The sequence below is a fragment of the Mycobacterium sp. UM_Kg27 genome, from assembly GCF_000972905.1.
Taxonomy (GTDB): Bacteria; Actinomycetota; Actinomycetes; order Mycobacteriales; family Mycobacteriaceae; genus Mycobacterium.
In genome coordinates this window covers 1-18,203 of the sequence record NZ_JRMM01000087.1, presented here as the reverse complement: position 1 = coordinate 18,203, position 18,203 = coordinate 1, and the positions used below count along the sequence as shown (strand labels likewise).

The window sequence follows — 18,203 nt, the reverse complement described above, 5'->3', positions numbered from 1 at the left end:
ATGTGTATAAGAGACAGGTGCGGGGGCCTTGGTCGCCGACGCCGCCGTCCCGCGCTGGGGGTCCCCCGAGGAGATGGCTGAGCTGATGGCGTTCTGCGTCAGTGCCAAGGCGGGCTATCTCACCGGCACCGACATCCTCAACGACGGCGGCGTGGTCGCCTCGATGCGAGAGCGAGCGCGACTGTCGGGCGCCGGCTGAGGGCCGTCGCAGATTTGCCTGCGTCGAATATTCGACGTACTTTTCGAAAGTGTGACGGCAGCGATCGGTGAGGACGGCACGATGCGTCCGGTCTCCTCGCCGCCGACCGAGCGGGTTATGCGGATCCTGGAGTTGCTGACCGCCGACCCGGAACGGCACTGCTCCCTGTCGGAGATCTCCCAGACCCTGGGCATCAGTCACGGCACCTGCCACGCGATCCTCGCCACCCTGGCCAGCCGGCAGTGGCTTGTACGGGACCGGCGGTCGGGCGGATATTCTTGGGGCCCCGCCCTGGCGGCACTGGCTCGCCCCATCAACCGGCAGGCCTTCCGGCCGGAGCTGCAGCGGCTTTTCGGCGCGGTCGGCCGCCAGGTGATCCTCGGTGCTCGCCAGGGCGCGACCGTGGTGGTGACCGACTCGGTCGGGGAGTCGATCGCCGGTCTCCGGCTGGGCGCCGGCTTCCGGATACCGCTGGTGGCGCCGTTCGGCCGTGAGTTCATCGCCGGCGCAGGCGAACCGGTCAGGAAAGAATGGGTCAGTGGGCTGGGCGCACCGTCGCCGCGGTTGCGGCGACGGCTGGCCGCCGTGGTCGACGAGGTCGGCCGGCGAGGCTACGCGATCGACCGGATGAGCCGCGAATACGTCCGGGTGTACTCGGCGCTGCAGGCGCTGGCGGCCGATGGCGAGCCTGACGAGATCACCGCGCGGTTGGCCACGGCTTTCGCCGATCTCACCGAGGTTGACTACCTGCCCGAGGAACTCGGCAACGCCGAGCGGCATCCGATCGCCAGTGTCTCGGCTCCGGTCCGCGACATCGACGGGACGGTGACGATGTCGGTGGGAGTCGCCCCCTTCGCTGCCCTGACCGCCGCGGAGGTGGCCGAGCTCGGTACCGCCGTGCGAGAGACCGCCGCACGTATCCAATCCCAGTGGATTGCACGCGGAGAACATGAGGAGAGCTCGTGAGCGTGACGCTCAGTGCCGAACAACGCCAGCTCGGCGAGTCGTTGCGGCAGTTCGCCGGCCGGCACGCACCGATGGCCGACACCCGCAAGGCCTTCGATGCGCTGGCTGCCGGGGAACTGCCGTCGTGGTGGGATGACTTGGTCGCCAATGGGTTTCACGCGATTCACCTTCCTGAAGAGTGCGGCGGGCAGGGCGGCGGGCTGCTCGACGTCGCCGCGGTACTGGAGGCCGCGGGAACAGTTTCTGTGCCGGGTCCGCTGCTGCCGACGGTGACCGCCGGCGCGGTCGGTCTGCTCGCCGAGGCCACGCCGGCACGGGAGGAGTACCTGCGTGCCCTTGCCGCCGGTGCGCCGGCGACCGTCGTGCTTGGTGGGCAATCGGATTTCGCCGCGCGGCGCGCCGACGACGGCTGGCTGATCAGCGGTGCATCCGACGTGATCTCCGGTGCCCGCTCGGCACGCCTGGCACTGATCTGCGCTCGCTGTGAGGACGGAACGGACCTCTGGGTGGTCGTCGACTCCGACCGGGCGGTGACCCAGCCGGTGGCCGGCACCGATCTGCTCACCGATCTGGCCACCATCACCCTGGCTGATCACCCGGTCCGCGCCGGCGACGAACTGGCCGGGATCGACACCGAGCGTGCGGAGTACCTCGCCGTCGGCCTCGCCGCGGCGGTGTGTGCCGGCATCGCCGGCTGGTGCGTCGAGGCGGCCACCGCGCATCTGCACACCCGCGAACAGTTCGGCGTCCGGATCGGTACATTCCAGGCATTGCAGCACCAGGCCGCCATGTTGCTGGTCAGCGCCGAGCTGGCCTGTGCTGCAGCGTGGGACGCACTGCGAGCCGCTACCGACTCCGTTGAACAGCACCGCATCGCCGCCGCCACCGCGGCGTTGACGGCGGTGGCGCCGTGTCCGGACACCGTGTTCGACACCTTGACGATGTTCGGCGCGATCGGGTTCACCTGGGAACACGATCTGCACCTGTATTGGCGCCGCGCCACCAGCATCGCCGCTTCGATCGGCGCCGCCACCGACTGGGCGCGCCGGCTCGGCGAGCTGACCGTTGCGCGGCAGCGAGACTTCACCGTAGATCTCGGCGGCGCGGAAGCCGACTTCCGGGCGAGGGTCGCCGCGACTCTCGACGCCGCCCAGAAGCTGGCCAACGACGGTCCGGGACGCCAAGGCGACTACCCGCACTTCGAAACGGGCCCGCAGCGGACGCTGATCGCCGAGGCCGGACTGATCGCCCCGCAGTGGCCCGCGCCGTGGGGACTGGATGCCTCCCCGTTGCAGCAGCTGATCATCATCGAGGAGTTCGCCAACCGGCCCGGGCTGGTCCGGCCGTCACTGGGAATCTCCGAATGGATCTTGCCGTCGCTGGTACGAGCCGCACCGGCTGCGCTGCAGCGGCGGCTGATTCCCCCGACCCAGCGCGGCGAACTCGCCTGGTGCCAGCTGTTCTCCGAGCCCGGTGCCGGCTCCGACCTGGCGTCGCTGACCACTCGCGCGGTCAAGGTCGACGGCGGATGGCGCATCAACGGCCACAAGATCTGGACCTCGGCGGCGCAGCGCGCCGACTATGGCGCACTGCTGGCCCGTACCGACCCCGCGGCGGCCAAGCATCGCGGGATCGGCTATTTCATCGTGGACATGCGCTCGCCGGGCATCGAAATCCAGCCGATCGTGATGGCCACCGGGGCAGCCGAATTTAACGAAGTGTTCCTCACCGATGTCTTCGTACGCGACGAGATGCTGCTGGGGGAGCCCACCGAGGGTTGGCAGCTGGCGATCGCCACCATGGCCGAGGAGCGCACCGCCATCAGCGGATACGTCGAGAACGACCGGGCCGTGGCGCTGCGGGCCATCGCCGCGGCCCCGGGCCGATCGCGCGATGACGCACTGCGCGCGTTGGGCGAGCTCGACGCCTACGCCAACGCGATCCGGGGGCTCGGGGTGCGCGAGACCATCAGGCTGCTGGACGGCGAGGGCATGGGGGCCTCGTCGAGCATCGCGAAAGTGGCGATGAACGTGCTGCTGCGCCGCACCTTCCACGCCACCTTGGCAACCGTCGGGCGACTGGCGATGGTTGCCGATTCCGACCCGGCCGTCGTCGAGCCGTATCTGTTGTCGCCGGCCGAGCTGATCGGCGGCGGTACCAAGGAAATTCAGCTGAACATCATCGCGCAGATGATTCTCGGCCTGCCCCGCAAATGAGATAAAGGACGGCTGCATGGGACTACGTGGAGACGCCGCGATCGTCGGCTATGTCGAGTTGCCGCCGGAACGGATGAACAAGGCCGCTCCGGCCCCGTTCACGCTGGAGCAGTGGGCCGAACTGAGCGCGGCAGCGCTGGCGGACGCGGGCCTGCCCGGCGAACTCGTCAACGGCATCGTCACCTCGCACCTGGGTGAATCCGAGATCTTCGTACCGTCCACGATCGCCGAATACCTGGGTGTTGGAGCGCGGTTCGCCGAGATCGTCGACTTGGGCGGGGCCAGTGCCGCGGCCATGGTCTGGCGCGCCGCGGCGGCAATCGAACTGGGCATCTGTGATGTGGTGCTGTGTGCGCTGCCGGCCCGCTACATCACCCCGATGTCGGAGCGTAAGCCCAAGCCACTGGTCGACGCCATGTTCTTCGGGTCCTCGAGCAACCAATACGGTTCTCCGCAGGCCGAGTTCGAGATTCCCTACGGCAACCTGGGGCAGAACGGCCCCTACGGCCAGGTCGCCACTCGCTACGGTGCCGTCTACGGCTACGACGAACGGGCGATGGCCAAACTGGTCGTCGATCAGCGCGTCAACGCCAATCACACCGAAGGCGCCATCTGGCGCGACACTCCGCTGAGCGTTGAGGACGTGCTGGCCAGCCCGGTCATCGCCGATCCGCTGCACATGCTGGAGATCGTGATGCCCTGCGTCGGCGGCGCCGCGGTGGTGATCGCCAGCCCCGAGGTCGCCAAGCGAGCCCGCAACCGTCCGGTCTGGATCAAGGGATTCGGCGAACACGTGCCGTTCAAAACGCCCACATACGCCGCAGATCTACTGGCGACTCCCATCCGCGAGGCCGCCGACACCGCCTTCGCCATGACGGATCTGACGCGTGCGGACATGGACATGGTCTCCATCTACGACTGCTACACGATCACCGTGCTGTTGTCGCTGGAGGACGCGGGTTTCTGCGAGAAGGGCAAGGGCATGCAGTTCCTCGCCGATCACGACCTGACCTTCCGTGGCGACTTCCCGCTCAATACCGCGGGCGGTCAGCTCGGATTCGGCCAGGCCGGCCTGGCCGGCGGTATGCACCACGTCTGCGACGCCACCCGCCAGATCATGGGCCGGGCCGGGGCCGCACAGGTGGCCGACTGCAACCGGGCCTTCGTCTCGGGCAATGGCGGGATCTTGTCGGAACAGACAACCCTCATCCTGGAAGGGGACTGAAACCGATGACCACCTTTGAGCGGCCGATGCCGGTCAAGACGCCCACCACCGCGCCGTTCTGGGATGCGCTGGCGCAGCATCGCATCGTCATCCAATATTCACCGTCTACCGAGAGCTACGTGTTCTATCCGCGGGTTCGGGCGCCGCGCACTCTGGCCGATGATCTGGAATGGCGCGAGATCTCCGGGATGGGCACGCTGTATTCCTTCACGGTGGCCCGCCGGCCGGTCGGGCTGCACTTCGCCGATGCCGTTCCGCAGCTGTTGGCGATCGTCGAATGGGATGAGGGCCCGCGGTTCTCCACCGAACTGGTCAACGTCGATCCCGCTGATCTGGTGGTGGGGATGCGGGTGCAGCCGGTGTTCTGCGACTACCCGGACCACGATGTCACGATGCTGCGCTACGAACCGGCTCCGAGCCGTGGCTGACCACACCGCGGCCCAGATCGAGGCGATCAAACGCCTGAAGTCTCGCTACTGCCGGTACCTGGACACCAAAGACTGGGTGGCCTGGCGCACGCTGTTCGCCGATGACTTCGTCGGTGACACCTCGCGTGCGGGTGGCAAAGTCATCACTGGCGCCGACGAATTCGTGGCTTTCACCCGCAAAAGCCTGCGAGACCAGCCCACTGTCCACCAGGTCCACGCGCCCGACATCGAATTGGACTCGCCGACCACGGCACACGGGGTGTGGGCGCTGGAAGACGTGGTGCGGTTCGGTCCCGGCGTCAACCTGCGCGGCTACGGCCACTACACCGAGACGTATGAAAAGGTCGACGGCGACTGGCGAATCAAGACCTTGACGCTGACCAGGCTGCGCGAGGACGTTTTCAATGCGGTGTTCGCGGTCTACCTCTCGCCGCGTGTCCGATCGCTGCTGGCCAGAGTCGCCGGCCGGTTCATCAACTGAGCGCCTGATGCGCCTGCCCGGGACCCCTGTAGGCCATACTGAATGGATTACCGGAATGGCTATAGTATAGGCGCCGGGGTGGATCCCGGGTCGTCGTGTCCAAACAAGGGGAGTGTTCGTGGAGATCGAGAACAAGCGCGCGATCATCGTCGGTGGCGCATCGGGTTTCGGTAAGGCGACAGCGGAGCTGTTGGCCAAACGCGGTGCCCAGGTGGCGGTCTTGGACCGGCCGCAGTCCAAGGGCAAGGAAGTGGCCGAGTCGATCGGCGGCCTGTTCTTCGAAGCCGACGTCACCGACTTCGCCGGTACCGAGCGGGTACTGAACGAGGCGGTCGAGGCGTTGGGCGGGCTGCATATCGCGGTCACCACCGCCGGTGGCACCACCGCAGGAGGCGGTATCGGTGAACGAACCATCAAACGAGACGGGCCGCACGACCTGGAGGCGTTTCGCAGCACGCAGGATCTCAACGTCGTCGGTACCTTCAACGTCAGTCGGCTCGCAGCCTGGCATATGAGCACCAATGAGCCCGAAGACGATGAGCGCGGCGTGATCATCAATACGTCCTCGATCGCGGCGTTCGAAGGCCAGATCGGGCAGATCGCCTACACGGCATCCAAGGCCGCCATCGCCGGGATGTGCCTGACGATGGCCCGTGACCTGGGTGGTGTCGGCATCCGGGTGCTGGCGATCGCGCCCAGCCTGTTCGCCACCGGCCTCACCCAGGGCATCCCCGACGAGTTCGCGGCCGTGCTGACCAAGGATGCGGCGTTCCCCAAGCGGTTGGGCCGTCCGGAGGAGTACGCCAAACTGGCGGCCGCCATCGTCGAGAATCCGATGCTCAACGGCCAGTGCATTCGTCTGGACGGCGGTCAGCGCTTCGCGCCGAAGTGATACGGCGTTGACTCTGCGGTCAGGGCGGTGAATTACGTTGTGTCGCAGCCCTGACCGCAGTGTCGACACTAAGCACCGGCGAGCGCCGGTGGCTTTAGGGCGGCCGGATCAGGGTTGGCGATCGGCAAGCCCATGAACCGGCGGGCGTTGTCACCCATGAAGTCATAGGTGCGCCGGACATCCATCCCCTCGGCGTAGCGCCAGAACCCCTTCGGCTCGGCCAGGCCCTCGGGATGCGGGTAGTCCGACCCGAACAGCACCTTGTCCCAGCCAACGGTGTCCACCACGTCGGAGATGCGGCCCTCCCAGAACGGGCTGACCCAGATATTGCGCCGGAACACGTCGTGCGGATGCTCTGGAAAATTCTGCGGCATCTTCTTGTACAGGTCGCCGAAGTCGTGAAACAGCGGCCCGATCCACGAGCTGCCATTCTCCACGCTGGCGATGCGTAGCTTGGGGAACCGGGTCAGGGTGCCATGACAGATCAGCGCGGTGATCATGTCGGCGATCTCGCGGTGCCCCAGCACCATCCAGCGGAAGGCGCTCTGCGTCATGAAGTTCTGCGTGTACGGCGGCTCCCAGCGACCGACGTACTCGTCGAGCGGCGGGAAACTGGCATGCAGCACGATGGGCAGACCGGCGGCCTCCACGTCACGCCAGAACGGGTCGAACTCCGGCAGCGCCGGGGAGCGCCAGCCGCGGATACCGTTGACCGGGCCGGGTTTGATCAGCGCCACCTTGGCGCCCTGCGCCAGGATGTACTCCAGTTCCCGCTGCGCGCCCTCGACCTCGGACAGATTGATGATCGGCGTAGAGAACACCCGACCCTGGTAGTCATAGGACCAGTGCTCGGCCATCCACTGGTTCAGGGCGTGAATGATTGCCAGGGTGAGCTCCGGGTCGTCGGCGCTGGAATGCTCGACCAGGCTGGCCAAGGTCGGGTAGTTCAACGCTTCGGTGACGCCCTGGCGGTCCAGTTCGGCGACCCGATCCGGCGGGTTGCGGGTGGCCGGCGGTGCCGCGATGGCCGGGCCTTGCATTTCGCGCAGGGTCAGGCCCTCGGTGTTCTCCCCGGCGAAGAACTTTTCGTGTGCGCCCGGCGCGGCGACCCGCTCGAAGGTGGGGTTGGGGATGAAATCGCTGACCTTGCCGTTGATGATGATCCTGGTCTGGCGGCCGATCTGGGCGAATTGGACCGCCCGCGAGTACTTCTCCGGCAGGTACTTGGTCAGTGACTCCGGCGTTTCGTACATGTGCTGGTCGGCGTCGAAGATCGGTGCGTCACGGAACTGGCTCATCGGGTTCCTTTCTCGCCGCGAGAAGACGGGTGATCAGCGGGTCAGAATGGTCGCCGCGGCGGTACCCGGGGCACCGTAGAGCTGCGCGAACCCGACCTTGGGCTCGCCGGGCACCTGCCGGTCGCCGGCTTCGCCGCGCAGCTGGCGCACCAACTCATGAATCTGGCGCAGTCCGGATGCGCCGATCGGTTCACCGTTGGCGATCAGCCCGCCGTCGGTGTTGACCGGCAGTGACCCGGTGATCTCGGTCGCGCCGTCGGCCAGCAGCTTCTCCTGGTCACCGTCGGCGCAGAAGCCGCACTCGGCCATGTGGATGATCTCGGCGCCGGCGTCGGTGTCCTGCAACTGAATGACGTCGACATCTTCGGGCGCGACGCCGGCCTTCTCGAAGGCGGCGCGGGCGGCGTACACCGTGGGCGCCACGTCTTCGGTGACCGGAGCGAAGGTGGTGTTCACCTCGTAGGCGCCGTAGCGCCGCGTGCGTACCTCCACCGCGCGCAGGTACACCGGCTTGTCGGTGTAGCGGTGCGCGATCTCGGCGCGGCACATGACCACCGCCGCCGCGCCTTCGTCGGGAGCGCAGAACATGTACTGGGTCAGTGGATAGTTCAGCATCGCCGAGCCCAGGATCTCCTCCTCGGAGATCGGCTTACGCCGGAACGCATTCGGGTTCAGCACGCCGTTGCGGAAGTTCTTCGCCGCGACTTTGGCCAATGTCTGCTGCGAGATGCCGTGATCATGCAGGTAGCGATTGGCCTTCATGCCAAAGAACTGGGTGGTCAGGTACTGACCGTTCTCGGCATACCACCGTGGCATCCCTACCAGCGCCGGGTCTTCGGTGAACGCCCCGCGGGGGTGCTTGTCCAGGCCGACGGCGATGCCGATGTCGTAGTCGCCCAGCCGGATACCGTCGGCGCAGACCTTGGCCGCGCTGGCCGCGGTGGCACACGCGTTGAACACGTTGGTGAATGGGATGCCCGACAGCCCGACCATCCCGACGATCGCATCGGGATTGGCCACCGTCCAGCTGCCACCGGTCGCGGCGCCGATGTCCTTCCAGTCCACCCTCGCGTCGGCCACCGCGGCGAAGATCGCGTCGACCCCCATCGCCATCGCGGACTTGCCCTCGAATCGGCCGAACGGGTGCAGTCCGACACCGATGATCGCTACCTCATGAGTCATGGGATGGCGGTCTCCAATACCGGCCGAAAGGCAAAGGTGATGACCTCGTTGCCGTCGGCGTCGGAGGTGAACGGGACCATGACCAACTCCACCGGCATGCCGAATTCCAGCTTTTCCGGGTCGTTTTCGGTAAGGCGACCTTCGACCCGGATGACGTCGCCCAGCTGCACCAGTCCGACGCCGAACGGTACGAAATCCTTACCGGTGGGACCCAGATACGGCGCCCCGGGCGGAAAGCCCTGGGTGGTCCAGGCCACCAGGGTTCCGGTGCGGGGCAACAGCTCCTGGCTCATCTGGTCACCGCTGCAGCTCGGGCAGCGTGGCTGGGCCGGAAAGACCGTGGCGGCGCAGTCCGCGCAACGACTGCCCACTAACTGCGGGCTGTCCTCCGGCCAAGTCGAGATGTCGGGAGCTAGCGCTTTCTGCATGGCACCTCCGCGCAACAGGTTCATTAACTGTAATGCTTACAGTAATGTACGATAGCGCGAGTTGGCCAGCGGGGTTTTCCCAGCGCCCGGCGGTCACGGCAAGGGAACCAGGGGATGACTGTGAACGATGTGTCGGCGGTCGATCGGCGGCGTGCGCATGTCATGGGCGTCAGCGGCAACGTCGGCGCCTGCGTCACCGGTCACCTGATCCCGTTCGTGGTGCGTCGCGGTGACGACCTGGTGCCGAACCCGATTGCGCACGGCGGTTGGGGGCCGACCCTCGGCGGACAGGTCGTGGGCGGACTGCTGGCCCGCGCGGTCGAGCAACATGTGCCCGAAGACGACCTGCAGCCGGCGCGACTGACCGTCGAGATCCTGCGCCGGGTGGCCGGTGCGCCGCTGCGGGTCGATGCGTCCGTGGTGCGCTCCGGCGCACGGATGCGTGCGATCGACGCCGAGATGACGCAGCAGGGCGAGCTGGTGGCCCGTGCTTCGGCGTTGTACTTGCGCCGCGGTACGCAACCCGACGGTGACTTCTTCACCACCGACGTCGGCCTACCGCCGCTCCCGGAGGAGCCGGCGCGACTGGACGACTCGGTGCCCATGTTCATCCGGGCCTACGGCAAAGACGAGGGCAGCGGCTTCCCGTGGCAGCACGCCGGACCCCGCTATGCGTGGCTGCGTGAGATCCGCGACCTGGTCGACGGCGAAGACCTGACGCCGTTCGTCCGGGCGGCGATGGCTGTCGACGTCACCGCCTCGCTGACGAATTTCAGCACCCAGGGTCTGGCCTTCATCAACGCCGACTACACCCTGGCCCTGAGCAGGCTTCCCGTCGGCCCGTACATCGGGCTGGCCGCACTGACCCACTACAGCGACGCCGGCGTGGCGACCGGAAGCGCGAGCCTGTTCGACACCCTCGGCCCGATCGGCAGCGGGGTGTCGACCGCCATCGCCAATTTCAACTTCGACGCGGGCCGCAAGTACGGGGACAAGGACTCGCCGGACAGTTAGGCGATGGCGCCGGACGCCTTGAGCTGTTCGATTCGATCCCAGTCGATCCCGAGTTCCATCAGCACGATCTCGGTGTGCTCGGATGCCCGCGGTGCGCGGGTCGTCTCCAGCGGTTCGTGATTGAACTGGACCGGACCGCGGACCACTTTGAACGCCGGCCCGCCATCGCCGGCTTCGACCTCGACGATCATGTCGTTGGCGATGGCCTGCTCGTCGGCGCCCAGGTCGACCAGGCTCTGGAACGGCGCCCACTGGCCCTTCATGGTCTTGAGGTGCTGGCGCCAGTATGCGAAGGGTTTGGCGCTTATCGCCGCGACGATCAACTCACTGGCCGCCTCGGCGTTCTGCATCAGCGGCAGCACCTCGGCGAAGCGCGGGTCGTCGGCCGCGTCGGGAATGCCCAAGTGCTCGAAAGTGTCTCGGATGTATCCGGTGGGGCTGACGATGCACAGGTTGATGGTGCCGCCGTCGGAGGTGGTGTAGTTGCCCAGGAACGGATTCGCGGGCGAGCCGCCGGAATGCGGCATCAGGGCACGCATGACCTCCCCGGTTTCCATGCCCTGGGTCACGCTGGCGCCGGCGGCCCACCACGCGGTGGACAGCAGCGAGACGTCGACCTCGAGCGCTTCCCCGGTGCGCTCGCGGTGCAGCAGTGCGGCGGCGATGCCGCCGGCGATGTTCATGCCGCCGACGGAGTCGCCGAATGCCGGGATACCCTGGGACAGTGGCGCACCGAGCTCCTCGGGGCTCAGGGCGTGTCCCACTCCGCTGCGGGTCCAGAACGCGGTGCCGTCGAAGCCGCCGATGTCGCGTTCGGGTCCCTTGTCGCCGTAGGCGCTGCCGCGGGCGTAGATGATGTTCGGATTCGCGGCGCGGATGTGCTCGACGTCGAACTTGTTCTTCTGCCTTGCCCGCGGAAGGTAATTGGTCAAGAACACATCGGCGGTCGCGGCGAGCTCGTAGAGCACCTGCTGACCATCCGGCGTCGAGACGTCGATGCCGACGCTGCGCTTGCCGCGGTTGGGGTGCTCGATCAGGGGATGTCGGTCGGGGTCGAGCACGAAGCCGCCCATCCGGATGAAGCCGCGCTGGGTGTCGCCGCGCAGCGGGTGCTCCACCTTGATGACGTCGGCTCCCCAATCGGCCAGGATCGCCCCGGCTGCCGGCACGAACGTGAACTGCGCGACCTCCAATACCCGGAAGCCGTCCATGACCCTGATCAACTCAGCGCGCTCCTGCCGCCGTGCGAACCTCTCGAGAACCAATTGAAGTATCGTACTGTAAGTACTACGGTTGGGCATCCGAAAGGGGCGAGGTGAGCGACGTCGGGCAGCGGGTCAGCAGCGTCGAGATCGGCGAACGGGCTGCTGCGGCGGCAGAGTCGCGCCTGCTGATCGACGGCAAGTTGGTGGCAGCGGCCTCGGGCGCGGAGTTCGACAATGTCAGTCCGGCTACCGGGCGGCTGCTGGGCACCACCGCGGCCGCTGACCGCAACGACATGCAGCAAGCGATCGGTGCGGCTCGGCGAGCGTTCGACGACACCGATTGGTCGACCAACCGCGAACTGCGCAAGCGCTGTCTGGCGCAACTGCAGTCGGCGCTGCAGGCCGAGAAGGAGGAGCTGCGCACCGAGCTGATCGCCGAGGTCGGCTGCCCGGTGATGACGACTCAACTGGCACAGCTGGATTGGCCGCTGGCCGACGGGCTGCGCTACCCGAGTCGGTTGATCGATGAATTCGAATGGGAGCGACCACTCCAGGGCGGCGGGCTGTTCGGGGAACGCAATAGGCGCACCGTGGTCAAGGAGCCGGTCGGGGTGGTCGCGGCGATCACGCCATCGAACTTTCCCATCGAGGTGATCCTCAACAAGCTGGGGCCCGCCCTGGCGGCCGGAAACAGCGTGGTGCTTAAGCCCGACCCGAACACTCCGTGGAATGCCACCCGGTTGGGGCGGCTGATCGCCGAGCACACCGATATCCCCGCCGGCGTGGTCAACGTGGTGCCCACGCCGTCCAACGAGGTGGCCGGACTGCTCGGCACCGACCCTCGGGTCGACATGATCTCGTTCACCGGATCAACCACGGTCGGCAAGCTGCTGGCCCGCAACAGTGCCGACACCATGAAGCGCACCTTCCTCGAGCTGGGCGGAAAATCGGCGCTGATCGTGCTCGATGACGCCGACCCGGCCAAGGTGATCCCCGGTGCGCTAGGAGTGTGCGTACACGCCGGGCAGGCCTGCGCGGCCACCACCCGGATGCTGGTGCATACCAGCATGTTCGACGAGCTGGTCGGCGCGGTCACCGCGGCCTTCGCGGCCGTCACCGTGGGCGATCCCGCGCTGCCGCAGACCCTGGTGGGCCCGCTGATCAGCGCCGCGCAGCAACGACGCGTGCTCGACGCCTGCGCCCAGGCCCGCCGAGACGGAGCTGAGATCACCACCGGCGGCGGCGAAGTCGACGGTCTGCCGGCCGAGCTGGCGGGCGGGCACTACGTGCAGCCGACCGTGATCGTCGGGGTCGACAACAGTGCCGCTATCGCCCGCGAGGAAGTTTTCGGCCCGGTAGTGGTGATGCTGCCGTTCCGTGACGACGACGAGGCGGTGCACATTGCCAACGACAGTGCCTACGGCCTGGCCGGCGCGGTGGTCTCGGCTTCGAACGAGCGGGCATTGGCTGTGGCGCGCCGGATCCGGACCGGCGCGATCGGCGTCAACGGCGGCATGTACTACGGTGCCGACGCACCGTTCGGCGGATACAAGAACAGCGGCTGGGGCCGCCAGTGCGGGATCGAGGGATTCGCGCAGTATCTGGAGACCAAGACGATCGGCTACCGCGAGCCTCGCGGACAGTGAGTCCTCAGCCCTGCCGGGCAGTGAAAGTCACCGGCAGCGACCGCGGGGAGCGGAACGGCTGCCCGTAGATGTGCGGGGTGTCGTCGGTGACCAAGGTGATCTCGCCGAGGCGGTCCAGGAGGCATTCCATCGCGACCCGCATCTCCATGCGCGCCAGATGCAAGCCCATGCAGGTGTGCTCGCCAGCGGCGAACGTGATGTGCGGAATCCACTTGCGGAAGATGTCGAACTCCTCCGGCCGTTCCCACCGGGCTTCGTCACGGTTGGCCGACCCGATGCAGACGTCGACGACAGCGCCGGCGGGAACTTCGACGCCGGCCACCGCGGTGTCACGGATGGCGGTGCGCTGCACCGTGGTCAGCGGCGTCTCGTAGCGCAGCCCCTCCTCGATGGCGGCGCCGATCAGATCACGGTCGGAGCGCACCGCCGCGAACTGCTCGGGATGGGTGAGCAACAGGTACAGCAGGTTGCTGGTGGCCCGGTAGGTGGTCTCCAGGCCGGCCGGCAGCAACAGGCGCAGAAACGAGAAGATCGCTTCGTCGGTGAGCTTCTCGCCATCGACCTCCGCGGTGACCAATTCGCCGATGATGTCGGAGGTGGGCTGGGACTTGCGTTTCTCCATCTGAGCCAGGAAGTAGTCCTTCAACTGTGCCGAGGCGGTGAACGCCCGGTTGTAGTCGACGGTGTAGCTGATCAGCTCGATCGCGCGCTGACGGAACCAGGGCAGATCCTCCTCGGGCAGGCCCAACAGCTTGGCGATGACCCGGGTTGGGAACTCGAAGGTGAAGCCGGACACCAGATCGGCGGTGCCGTCGGCGATGAACTCGTCGATCAAAGCGCTGCAGACCGGCCGGACCACCTCGGGTTCCCAGTGCACCAACGACTTCCGCTTGAACGCCGACGAGACCAGGTTGCGATGCTTGCGGTGCGACTCGCCCTCCATCGCCAGGATGGTCGGTCCGATGAACAGGCCGATCGTGACGTCGTAGATGTGCGAGTTGAACGAATCCCCCTCGCGGAAAACCTGATTGACTGCCTCGAAGGAGACCGCAGCGAACTGGGTCGTGGGCCGTAGCGACGCCGGGGTCTTGGAGTAGTCCATGACCGTTCCAGGGAAGATCCCGGGACCCTCGCGCTTGCTCCGGAAGTACGGGTAGGGGTTCTTCAGGTAGTCGGCCGGCTTGTCGGGTGTGGCAGCGATGTCGTCAACCTGGCTTTCCACGGCTGCTCTCCCGTCGGCGTAGTAATATACGGTAAGGCTTACGGTAGATGATTGAGCAAGTAGTGCGCCAGCGTCAGGCCAGGCTGATCGGCATCCGCTTGATGCCGTGCACGAAGGTGCTCTGCAGGTATTCCGGCTCGGCGAGGGTGACCTCGGGCAGCCGGGTGAGCAGCTCGTAGAACAGGTGCCGCAGCTCCATCCGGGCGACGTGGGTGCCCAGGCAGTAGTGCGCACCACCGCCGCCGAAACCCAGGTGCGGGTTGGTGGTGCGGGTGAGGTCGAACTCATGCGGCCGGTCGAACACCGACTCGTCGCGGTTGGCCGAACAGTAGTACAGCGCCACCTTCTCGCCGGCCTTGATCTCGGTCCCGGCTACCTCGGTGTCCACCACCGCGTGGCGGGCGAAAGCCAGTACCGGCGTTGCCCAGCGCACGAATTCCTCGACCGCCCCGCCGATCCGATTGTCGTAGTCGGCCAGCAGCCAGGCGCGCTGTTCAGGATGTTCGACGAGGGCCTTGAACGCGTGCGTGGTGGCCTGCTTGGTGGTGTCGTTGCCGGCAGAGCCCAGCAGCACCATGAAGGAGCCGAGTTCGGCGTCGGTGAGACGGTGGCCGTCGACCTCGGCATTGACCAACTCAGTCATCAGGTCATCGTGCGGCTCGGCGCGGCGGCGCTGCGCCAGCTCAACGCCAGCACCGGCCAGCACGCCCAGCTGCGTCATAACGTGCACCGCCCGCTCCTCCAGCGAGGCGTACTCGTCGTCGCTGCCGCTGAACAGGCATTCGGCGGCGTAGGCGACCTTCTGCTGGTCGGCTGGGTCGATACCGATCATGTCGGAGACGGTGCGCATCGGCAATTGGCCGGAACAGCTTGCGACGAAGTCGATCTGGTCGCCAGTGCGCAATTTGGTCAACAGGTCGTCGACAATGCTGCGGGAGTTGGCCTTGATCTGATCCTCGATGCGCCGGACCTGCCGCGGCGTGAAACCCGAACTGATGAGCTTGCGGTACCGAGTGTGATCGGGCGGATCCATCGCCAGGAAGAACGTCATGTTGCGCTGGATCTCAGCCGGCATCGGGTCGACGCTGACGCCTTCGCTGGAACAGAACAGCTCTTCATGCTGGCTGATGTACTTGACGTCGGCGTGCCGGGTCGCCGCCCAGTAGCCGGTCTCCTGGTGCGGGAAGACCGCGTCTATCGGCCGGTGCCAGGTCAGGCCCGATTCGTTGCGCAGCGTCGCGAACGTCTCGTCCCGGGTCCGGAAGTCCCTGCCCCAGAACTGGGTGTCTGAGATATCGAGGCGATGGTAGGGGTGCGGCGAAACCGGCGCGGCCGGTGACGAATCCAGTGTCATGGTTTCCTCTCGGAACGTTGGCCCTGCGCGGCCAGCGACGCAAGGTCGTGGGCGCTGGTTGGTCATCCTCGCCAGCCTTCCGCTGTACCCGAAAAGTCGACAGTAAGCACGACTGTAACGAATTCGGCGCTTCTGGACAATGCTACGGTTGGCCTTACCGGATAGCCGAAAGCTGCCTCGAGGAGCCGAGAATGAGCACAACCGGCCAGGTCGTCGGGTTTGTCGGAGCCGGCCAGATGGGTGAACCCATGGTCCTGCGCTTGGTTGCCGCCGGGCACCGCGTTCAGGTCTACGCCCGCCGGCCCGAGGTGTGCGAAAGGCTTGCGGCCGCCGGCGCCGTGCCGGTGGAGTCGGTCGCCGCGGCCGCCCGTGACGCCGGTGTGGTGATCAGCTGCCTGTTCTCCGACGCGCAACTGCTCGAAGTCGCCACCGGCGCCGACGGCTTGCTGGCCAATTCCGACTCCGGCTCCGTCGTGGTGTCGCACACCACCGGAACGGTGAGCACCCTGGCCAGGTTGGCGGCGGAGTTCCCGGACGGCCCGGCGCTGGTGGACGCTCCGGTCAGCGGCGGCGCTCACGACATCGCGGCAGGCAAACTGACGGTGCTGCTCGGTGGCCCCGACGACGCGGTGGCGCGCGCACAGCCGGTCTTGGCGGCCTACGCCGACCCGGTGATCCTTACCGGGCGGCTGGGCACCGCGCTCAACCTCAAGCTGATCAACAACGTGCTGTTCGCCGCCAATGCGCAACTGGTCGCGGCCGCGGTCGAGCTGGGCAAGAGTCTCGGGGTGCGCGACGCCAGTCTGTTCGAGGCGCTGTCGCAGTGCAGCGGCGGCAGCCGGGCCGCGGGGTACGTGCAGTCGGCCGGTGGCGTCGAGAGCTTTGCCAAAGTCGTTGCGCCCTTTATGCGCAAGGACGTTGCGGCCTGCATCGAGGCCGCCGCCGACCGTGGCGTCGAATTGGGTCAGCTGCAGACCGTGGCCCAAAACGGGCCACTGGACCTGTCGTGACCGCCGAGCTGGCGGATCTGCTGGAGAAGCAGCGGCGGTCCTTCACCGACGACGGGCCGCCCAGTGCCGCTGTCCGGCGTAACCGCATCGACCGGTTGCTGGCGATGGTGCTGGACAACGTCGACGCCTTCGCCGCGGCGATGGCGCACGATTTCGGCACCCGGTCGCGGGCGGCCTCACTGGCCACCGAGATGATCGGCATCGTCCCCGTGGTCGAGCACACCAGATCGCGCGTCCGGCAATGGATGCGTCCCAGCAAGCTGCTGCGTGCGGCCCGGCTGGTCGGATTGCGTGCCGAAGTGCAACCCACTCCGCTCGGCGTGGTGGGCATCGTCGGGCCGTGGAACTTCCCGCTGCAACTGGTGGTGGTGCCGGCGGCCGCGGCCTTCGCCGCAGGCAACCGGGTGATGATCAAGATGTCCGAGATCACCGCGCACACCGCCGATCTGATGGCGCAGCTGGCGCCGAGGTACTTCGACGAGAACGAATTCGCCGTGGTCACCGGCGGCGCCGATGTGGCGGCCGCGTTCGTCGGGCTGCCGTTCGATCACGTCTTTTTCACCGGTTCACCGTCGGTGGGTGCGCTGGTGCAGCGCGCCGCCGCGGACAACTTGGTCCCGGTGACCCTGGAACTGGGCGGGAAGAATCCTGTGGTGGTGGCGCCCGGCGCCGACATCGGCCGATCGGCGAAGCGGATCGCGGCGGCCCGCATGGTCAACGGAGGTCAGGTCTGCGTGTGCCCGGACTATGTCCTGGTGCCCGAGCGCGACGTCGACGCATTCGTCGATATCGCCCGGAAGACGTTGCGGGAGATGTTCCCGACGATCCTGACCAATGGCGATTACTGCTCAAGCGTCAACGACGCCAACTTCGACCGGGTGCTGGGCCTGATCGACGACGCCCGCGATCGTGGTGCCATCGTGGAGAGCATCGCTCCCGACGGGGAGGCGCTGCCGGATCGCTCCTCCCGCAAGATCGCTCCCACCCTCGTGCGCGGCGTCGATTCGACCATGCGGATCACCGCGGAGGAGATATTCGGCCCGGTGCTCACGGTGCAGGCCTACGGCACCCTCGACGAAGCTATCGAGATGATCAATGCCCGTCCCGCTCCGCTGGTCGCCTACTGGTTCGGGCCGGGCGACAAGAACTTTCGCGACTTCGTACGCCGTACTCGAAGCGGGGGAGTGGCCCGCAACGACTTCGCCGCACAGATGGTTCCGTCCGGGGCGCCGTTCGGCGGCGTGGGTCGCAGCGGCATGGGCGCCTACCACGGCAAGGCCGGCTTCGACGCGTTCAGTCACTACCGCACCGTGGTGGGATCGGACCTGCCATTCAGCCTGACCGGTAGTGCAGCACCGCCGTTTCGGCCCGTAATGCGCTTGTATGCCGATGCGATGTTGCGGACGGCGCGGAATCGGACCTGTCTCTTATACACAT

16 protein-coding genes and 1 pseudogene are annotated in these 18,203 nt (G+C 67.0%); 11 read left to right on the top strand and 6 right to left on the bottom strand.

All coding sequences use genetic code 11. The features are described 5' to 3' along the window. Window positions 1–16: 16 nt before the first annotated feature. From LI94_RS22405 to LI94_RS14110, 7 genes and pseudogenes are all read left to right on the top strand, one after another. Window positions 17–199, top strand: a pseudogene (locus tag LI94_RS22405) (oxidoreductase); the annotation flags it as partial. 51 nt (window positions 200–250) lie between these two features. Continuing rightward, window positions 251–1,165, top strand: a complete 915-nt coding sequence (locus tag LI94_RS14135) for a helix-turn-helix domain-containing protein (protein WP_239651231.1) — start codon at window positions 251–253, stop codon at window positions 1,163–1,165. After that, window positions 1,162–3,381 carry an acyl-CoA dehydrogenase gene (locus LI94_RS14130; protein ID WP_046301578.1) on the top strand — a complete coding sequence of 740 codons (2,220 nt, stop codon included), beginning with the start codon at window positions 1,162–1,164 and terminating at the stop codon, window positions 3,379–3,381. The genes LI94_RS14135 and LI94_RS14130 overlap by 4 nt, the downstream gene beginning before the upstream one ends. A gap of 16 nt (window positions 3,382–3,397) precedes the next feature. After that, on the top strand, window positions 3,398–4,606 hold the full coding sequence (locus LI94_RS14125; RefSeq protein WP_046301577.1) for a thiolase family protein: 1,209 nt from the start codon (window positions 3,398–3,400) through the stop codon (window positions 4,604–4,606). A 5-nt stretch (window positions 4,607–4,611) separates the two neighbouring features. Next, window positions 4,612–5,034, top strand: a complete 423-nt coding sequence (locus LI94_RS14120; protein WP_046301576.1) for an OB-fold domain-containing protein — start codon at window positions 4,612–4,614, stop codon at window positions 5,032–5,034. Further along, a complete protein-coding gene (locus LI94_RS14115; RefSeq protein ID WP_239651230.1) occupies window positions 5,027–5,515 on the top strand; it encodes a nuclear transport factor 2 family protein in 489 nt (162 codons plus the stop codon). Before LI94_RS14120 ends, LI94_RS14115 begins: the two co-directional genes overlap by 8 nt. 118 nt (window positions 5,516–5,633) lie before the next feature. Further along, window positions 5,634–6,407, top strand: coding sequence for an SDR family NAD(P)-dependent oxidoreductase (locus LI94_RS14110; protein ID WP_046301582.1), 774 nt, complete (start codon window positions 5,634–5,636; stop codon window positions 6,405–6,407). A 68-nt stretch (window positions 6,408–6,475) separates the two neighbouring features. Here the strand turns inward: LI94_RS14110 and LI94_RS14105 are convergent, their stop codons facing one another. Genes LI94_RS14105 through LI94_RS14095 form a run of 3 tightly spaced genes read right to left on the bottom strand, consistent with a single transcriptional unit; the run spans window position 6,476 to window position 9,315 of the window. Next, a complete protein-coding gene (locus LI94_RS14105; RefSeq protein WP_046301574.1) occupies window positions 6,476–7,705 on the bottom strand; it encodes an amidohydrolase family protein in 1,230 nt (409 codons plus the stop codon). Window positions 7,706–7,738: 33 nt separating this feature from the next. Beyond that, the gene (locus LI94_RS14100; RefSeq protein WP_046301573.1) at window positions 7,739–8,887 is read right to left on the bottom strand and encodes a thiolase family protein; all 1,149 of its coding nucleotides are present in this window, start codon (window positions 8,885–8,887) and stop codon (window positions 7,739–7,741) included. Continuing rightward, on the bottom strand, window positions 8,884–9,315 hold the full coding sequence (locus LI94_RS14095) for an OB-fold domain-containing protein (protein WP_046301581.1): 432 nt from the start codon (window positions 9,313–9,315) through the stop codon (window positions 8,884–8,886). The genes LI94_RS14100 and LI94_RS14095 overlap by 4 nt, the downstream gene beginning before the upstream one ends. A 204-nt stretch (window positions 9,316–9,519) precedes the next feature. Here LI94_RS14095 and LI94_RS14090 point away from each other — a divergent pair, with 204 nt between their 5' ends. Further along, complete coding sequence (locus tag LI94_RS14090; protein WP_239651232.1) at window positions 9,520–10,329, top strand: acyl-CoA thioesterase domain-containing protein; 810 nt, start codon at window positions 9,520–9,522, stop codon at window positions 10,327–10,329. Here the strand turns inward: LI94_RS14090 and LI94_RS14085 are convergent. Next, window positions 10,326–11,540, bottom strand: a complete 1,215-nt coding sequence (locus LI94_RS14085) for a CoA transferase (RefSeq protein ID WP_046301572.1) — start codon at window positions 11,538–11,540, stop codon at window positions 10,326–10,328. The genes LI94_RS14090 and LI94_RS14085 overlap by 4 nt on opposite strands. Before the next feature lie 104 nt (window positions 11,541–11,644). On the opposite strand from LI94_RS14085, the gene LI94_RS14080 reads away from it, so the two are divergent. Continuing rightward, window positions 11,645–13,180 carry an aldehyde dehydrogenase family protein gene (locus LI94_RS14080; RefSeq protein WP_046301571.1) on the top strand — a complete coding sequence of 512 codons (1,536 nt, stop codon included), beginning with the start codon at window positions 11,645–11,647 and terminating at the stop codon, window positions 13,178–13,180. Window positions 13,181–13,184: 4 nt separating this feature from the next. On the opposite strand, the gene LI94_RS14075 is transcribed toward LI94_RS14080, so the two are convergent. Next, the gene (locus tag LI94_RS14075; protein WP_046301570.1) at window positions 13,185–14,402 is read right to left on the bottom strand and encodes a cytochrome P450; all 1,218 of its coding nucleotides are present in this window, start codon (window positions 14,400–14,402) and stop codon (window positions 13,185–13,187) included. 73 nt (window positions 14,403–14,475) lie between these two features. After that, the gene (locus LI94_RS14070) at window positions 14,476–15,756 is read right to left on the bottom strand and encodes a cytochrome P450 (RefSeq protein ID WP_046301569.1); all 1,281 of its coding nucleotides are present in this window, start codon (window positions 15,754–15,756) and stop codon (window positions 14,476–14,478) included. Window positions 15,757–15,947: 191 nt separating this feature from the next. Here LI94_RS14070 and LI94_RS14065 point away from each other — a divergent pair, with 191 nt between their 5' ends. Then, a complete protein-coding gene (locus tag LI94_RS14065) occupies window positions 15,948–16,766 on the top strand; it encodes an NAD(P)-dependent oxidoreductase (protein ID WP_046301568.1) in 819 nt (272 codons plus the stop codon). Window positions 16,767–16,783: 17 nt separating this feature from the next. Further along, window positions 16,784–18,203 (top strand): aldehyde dehydrogenase family protein (locus tag LI94_RS14060; RefSeq protein WP_046301579.1); only part of this gene is annotated, 1,420 nt, incomplete at its 3' end.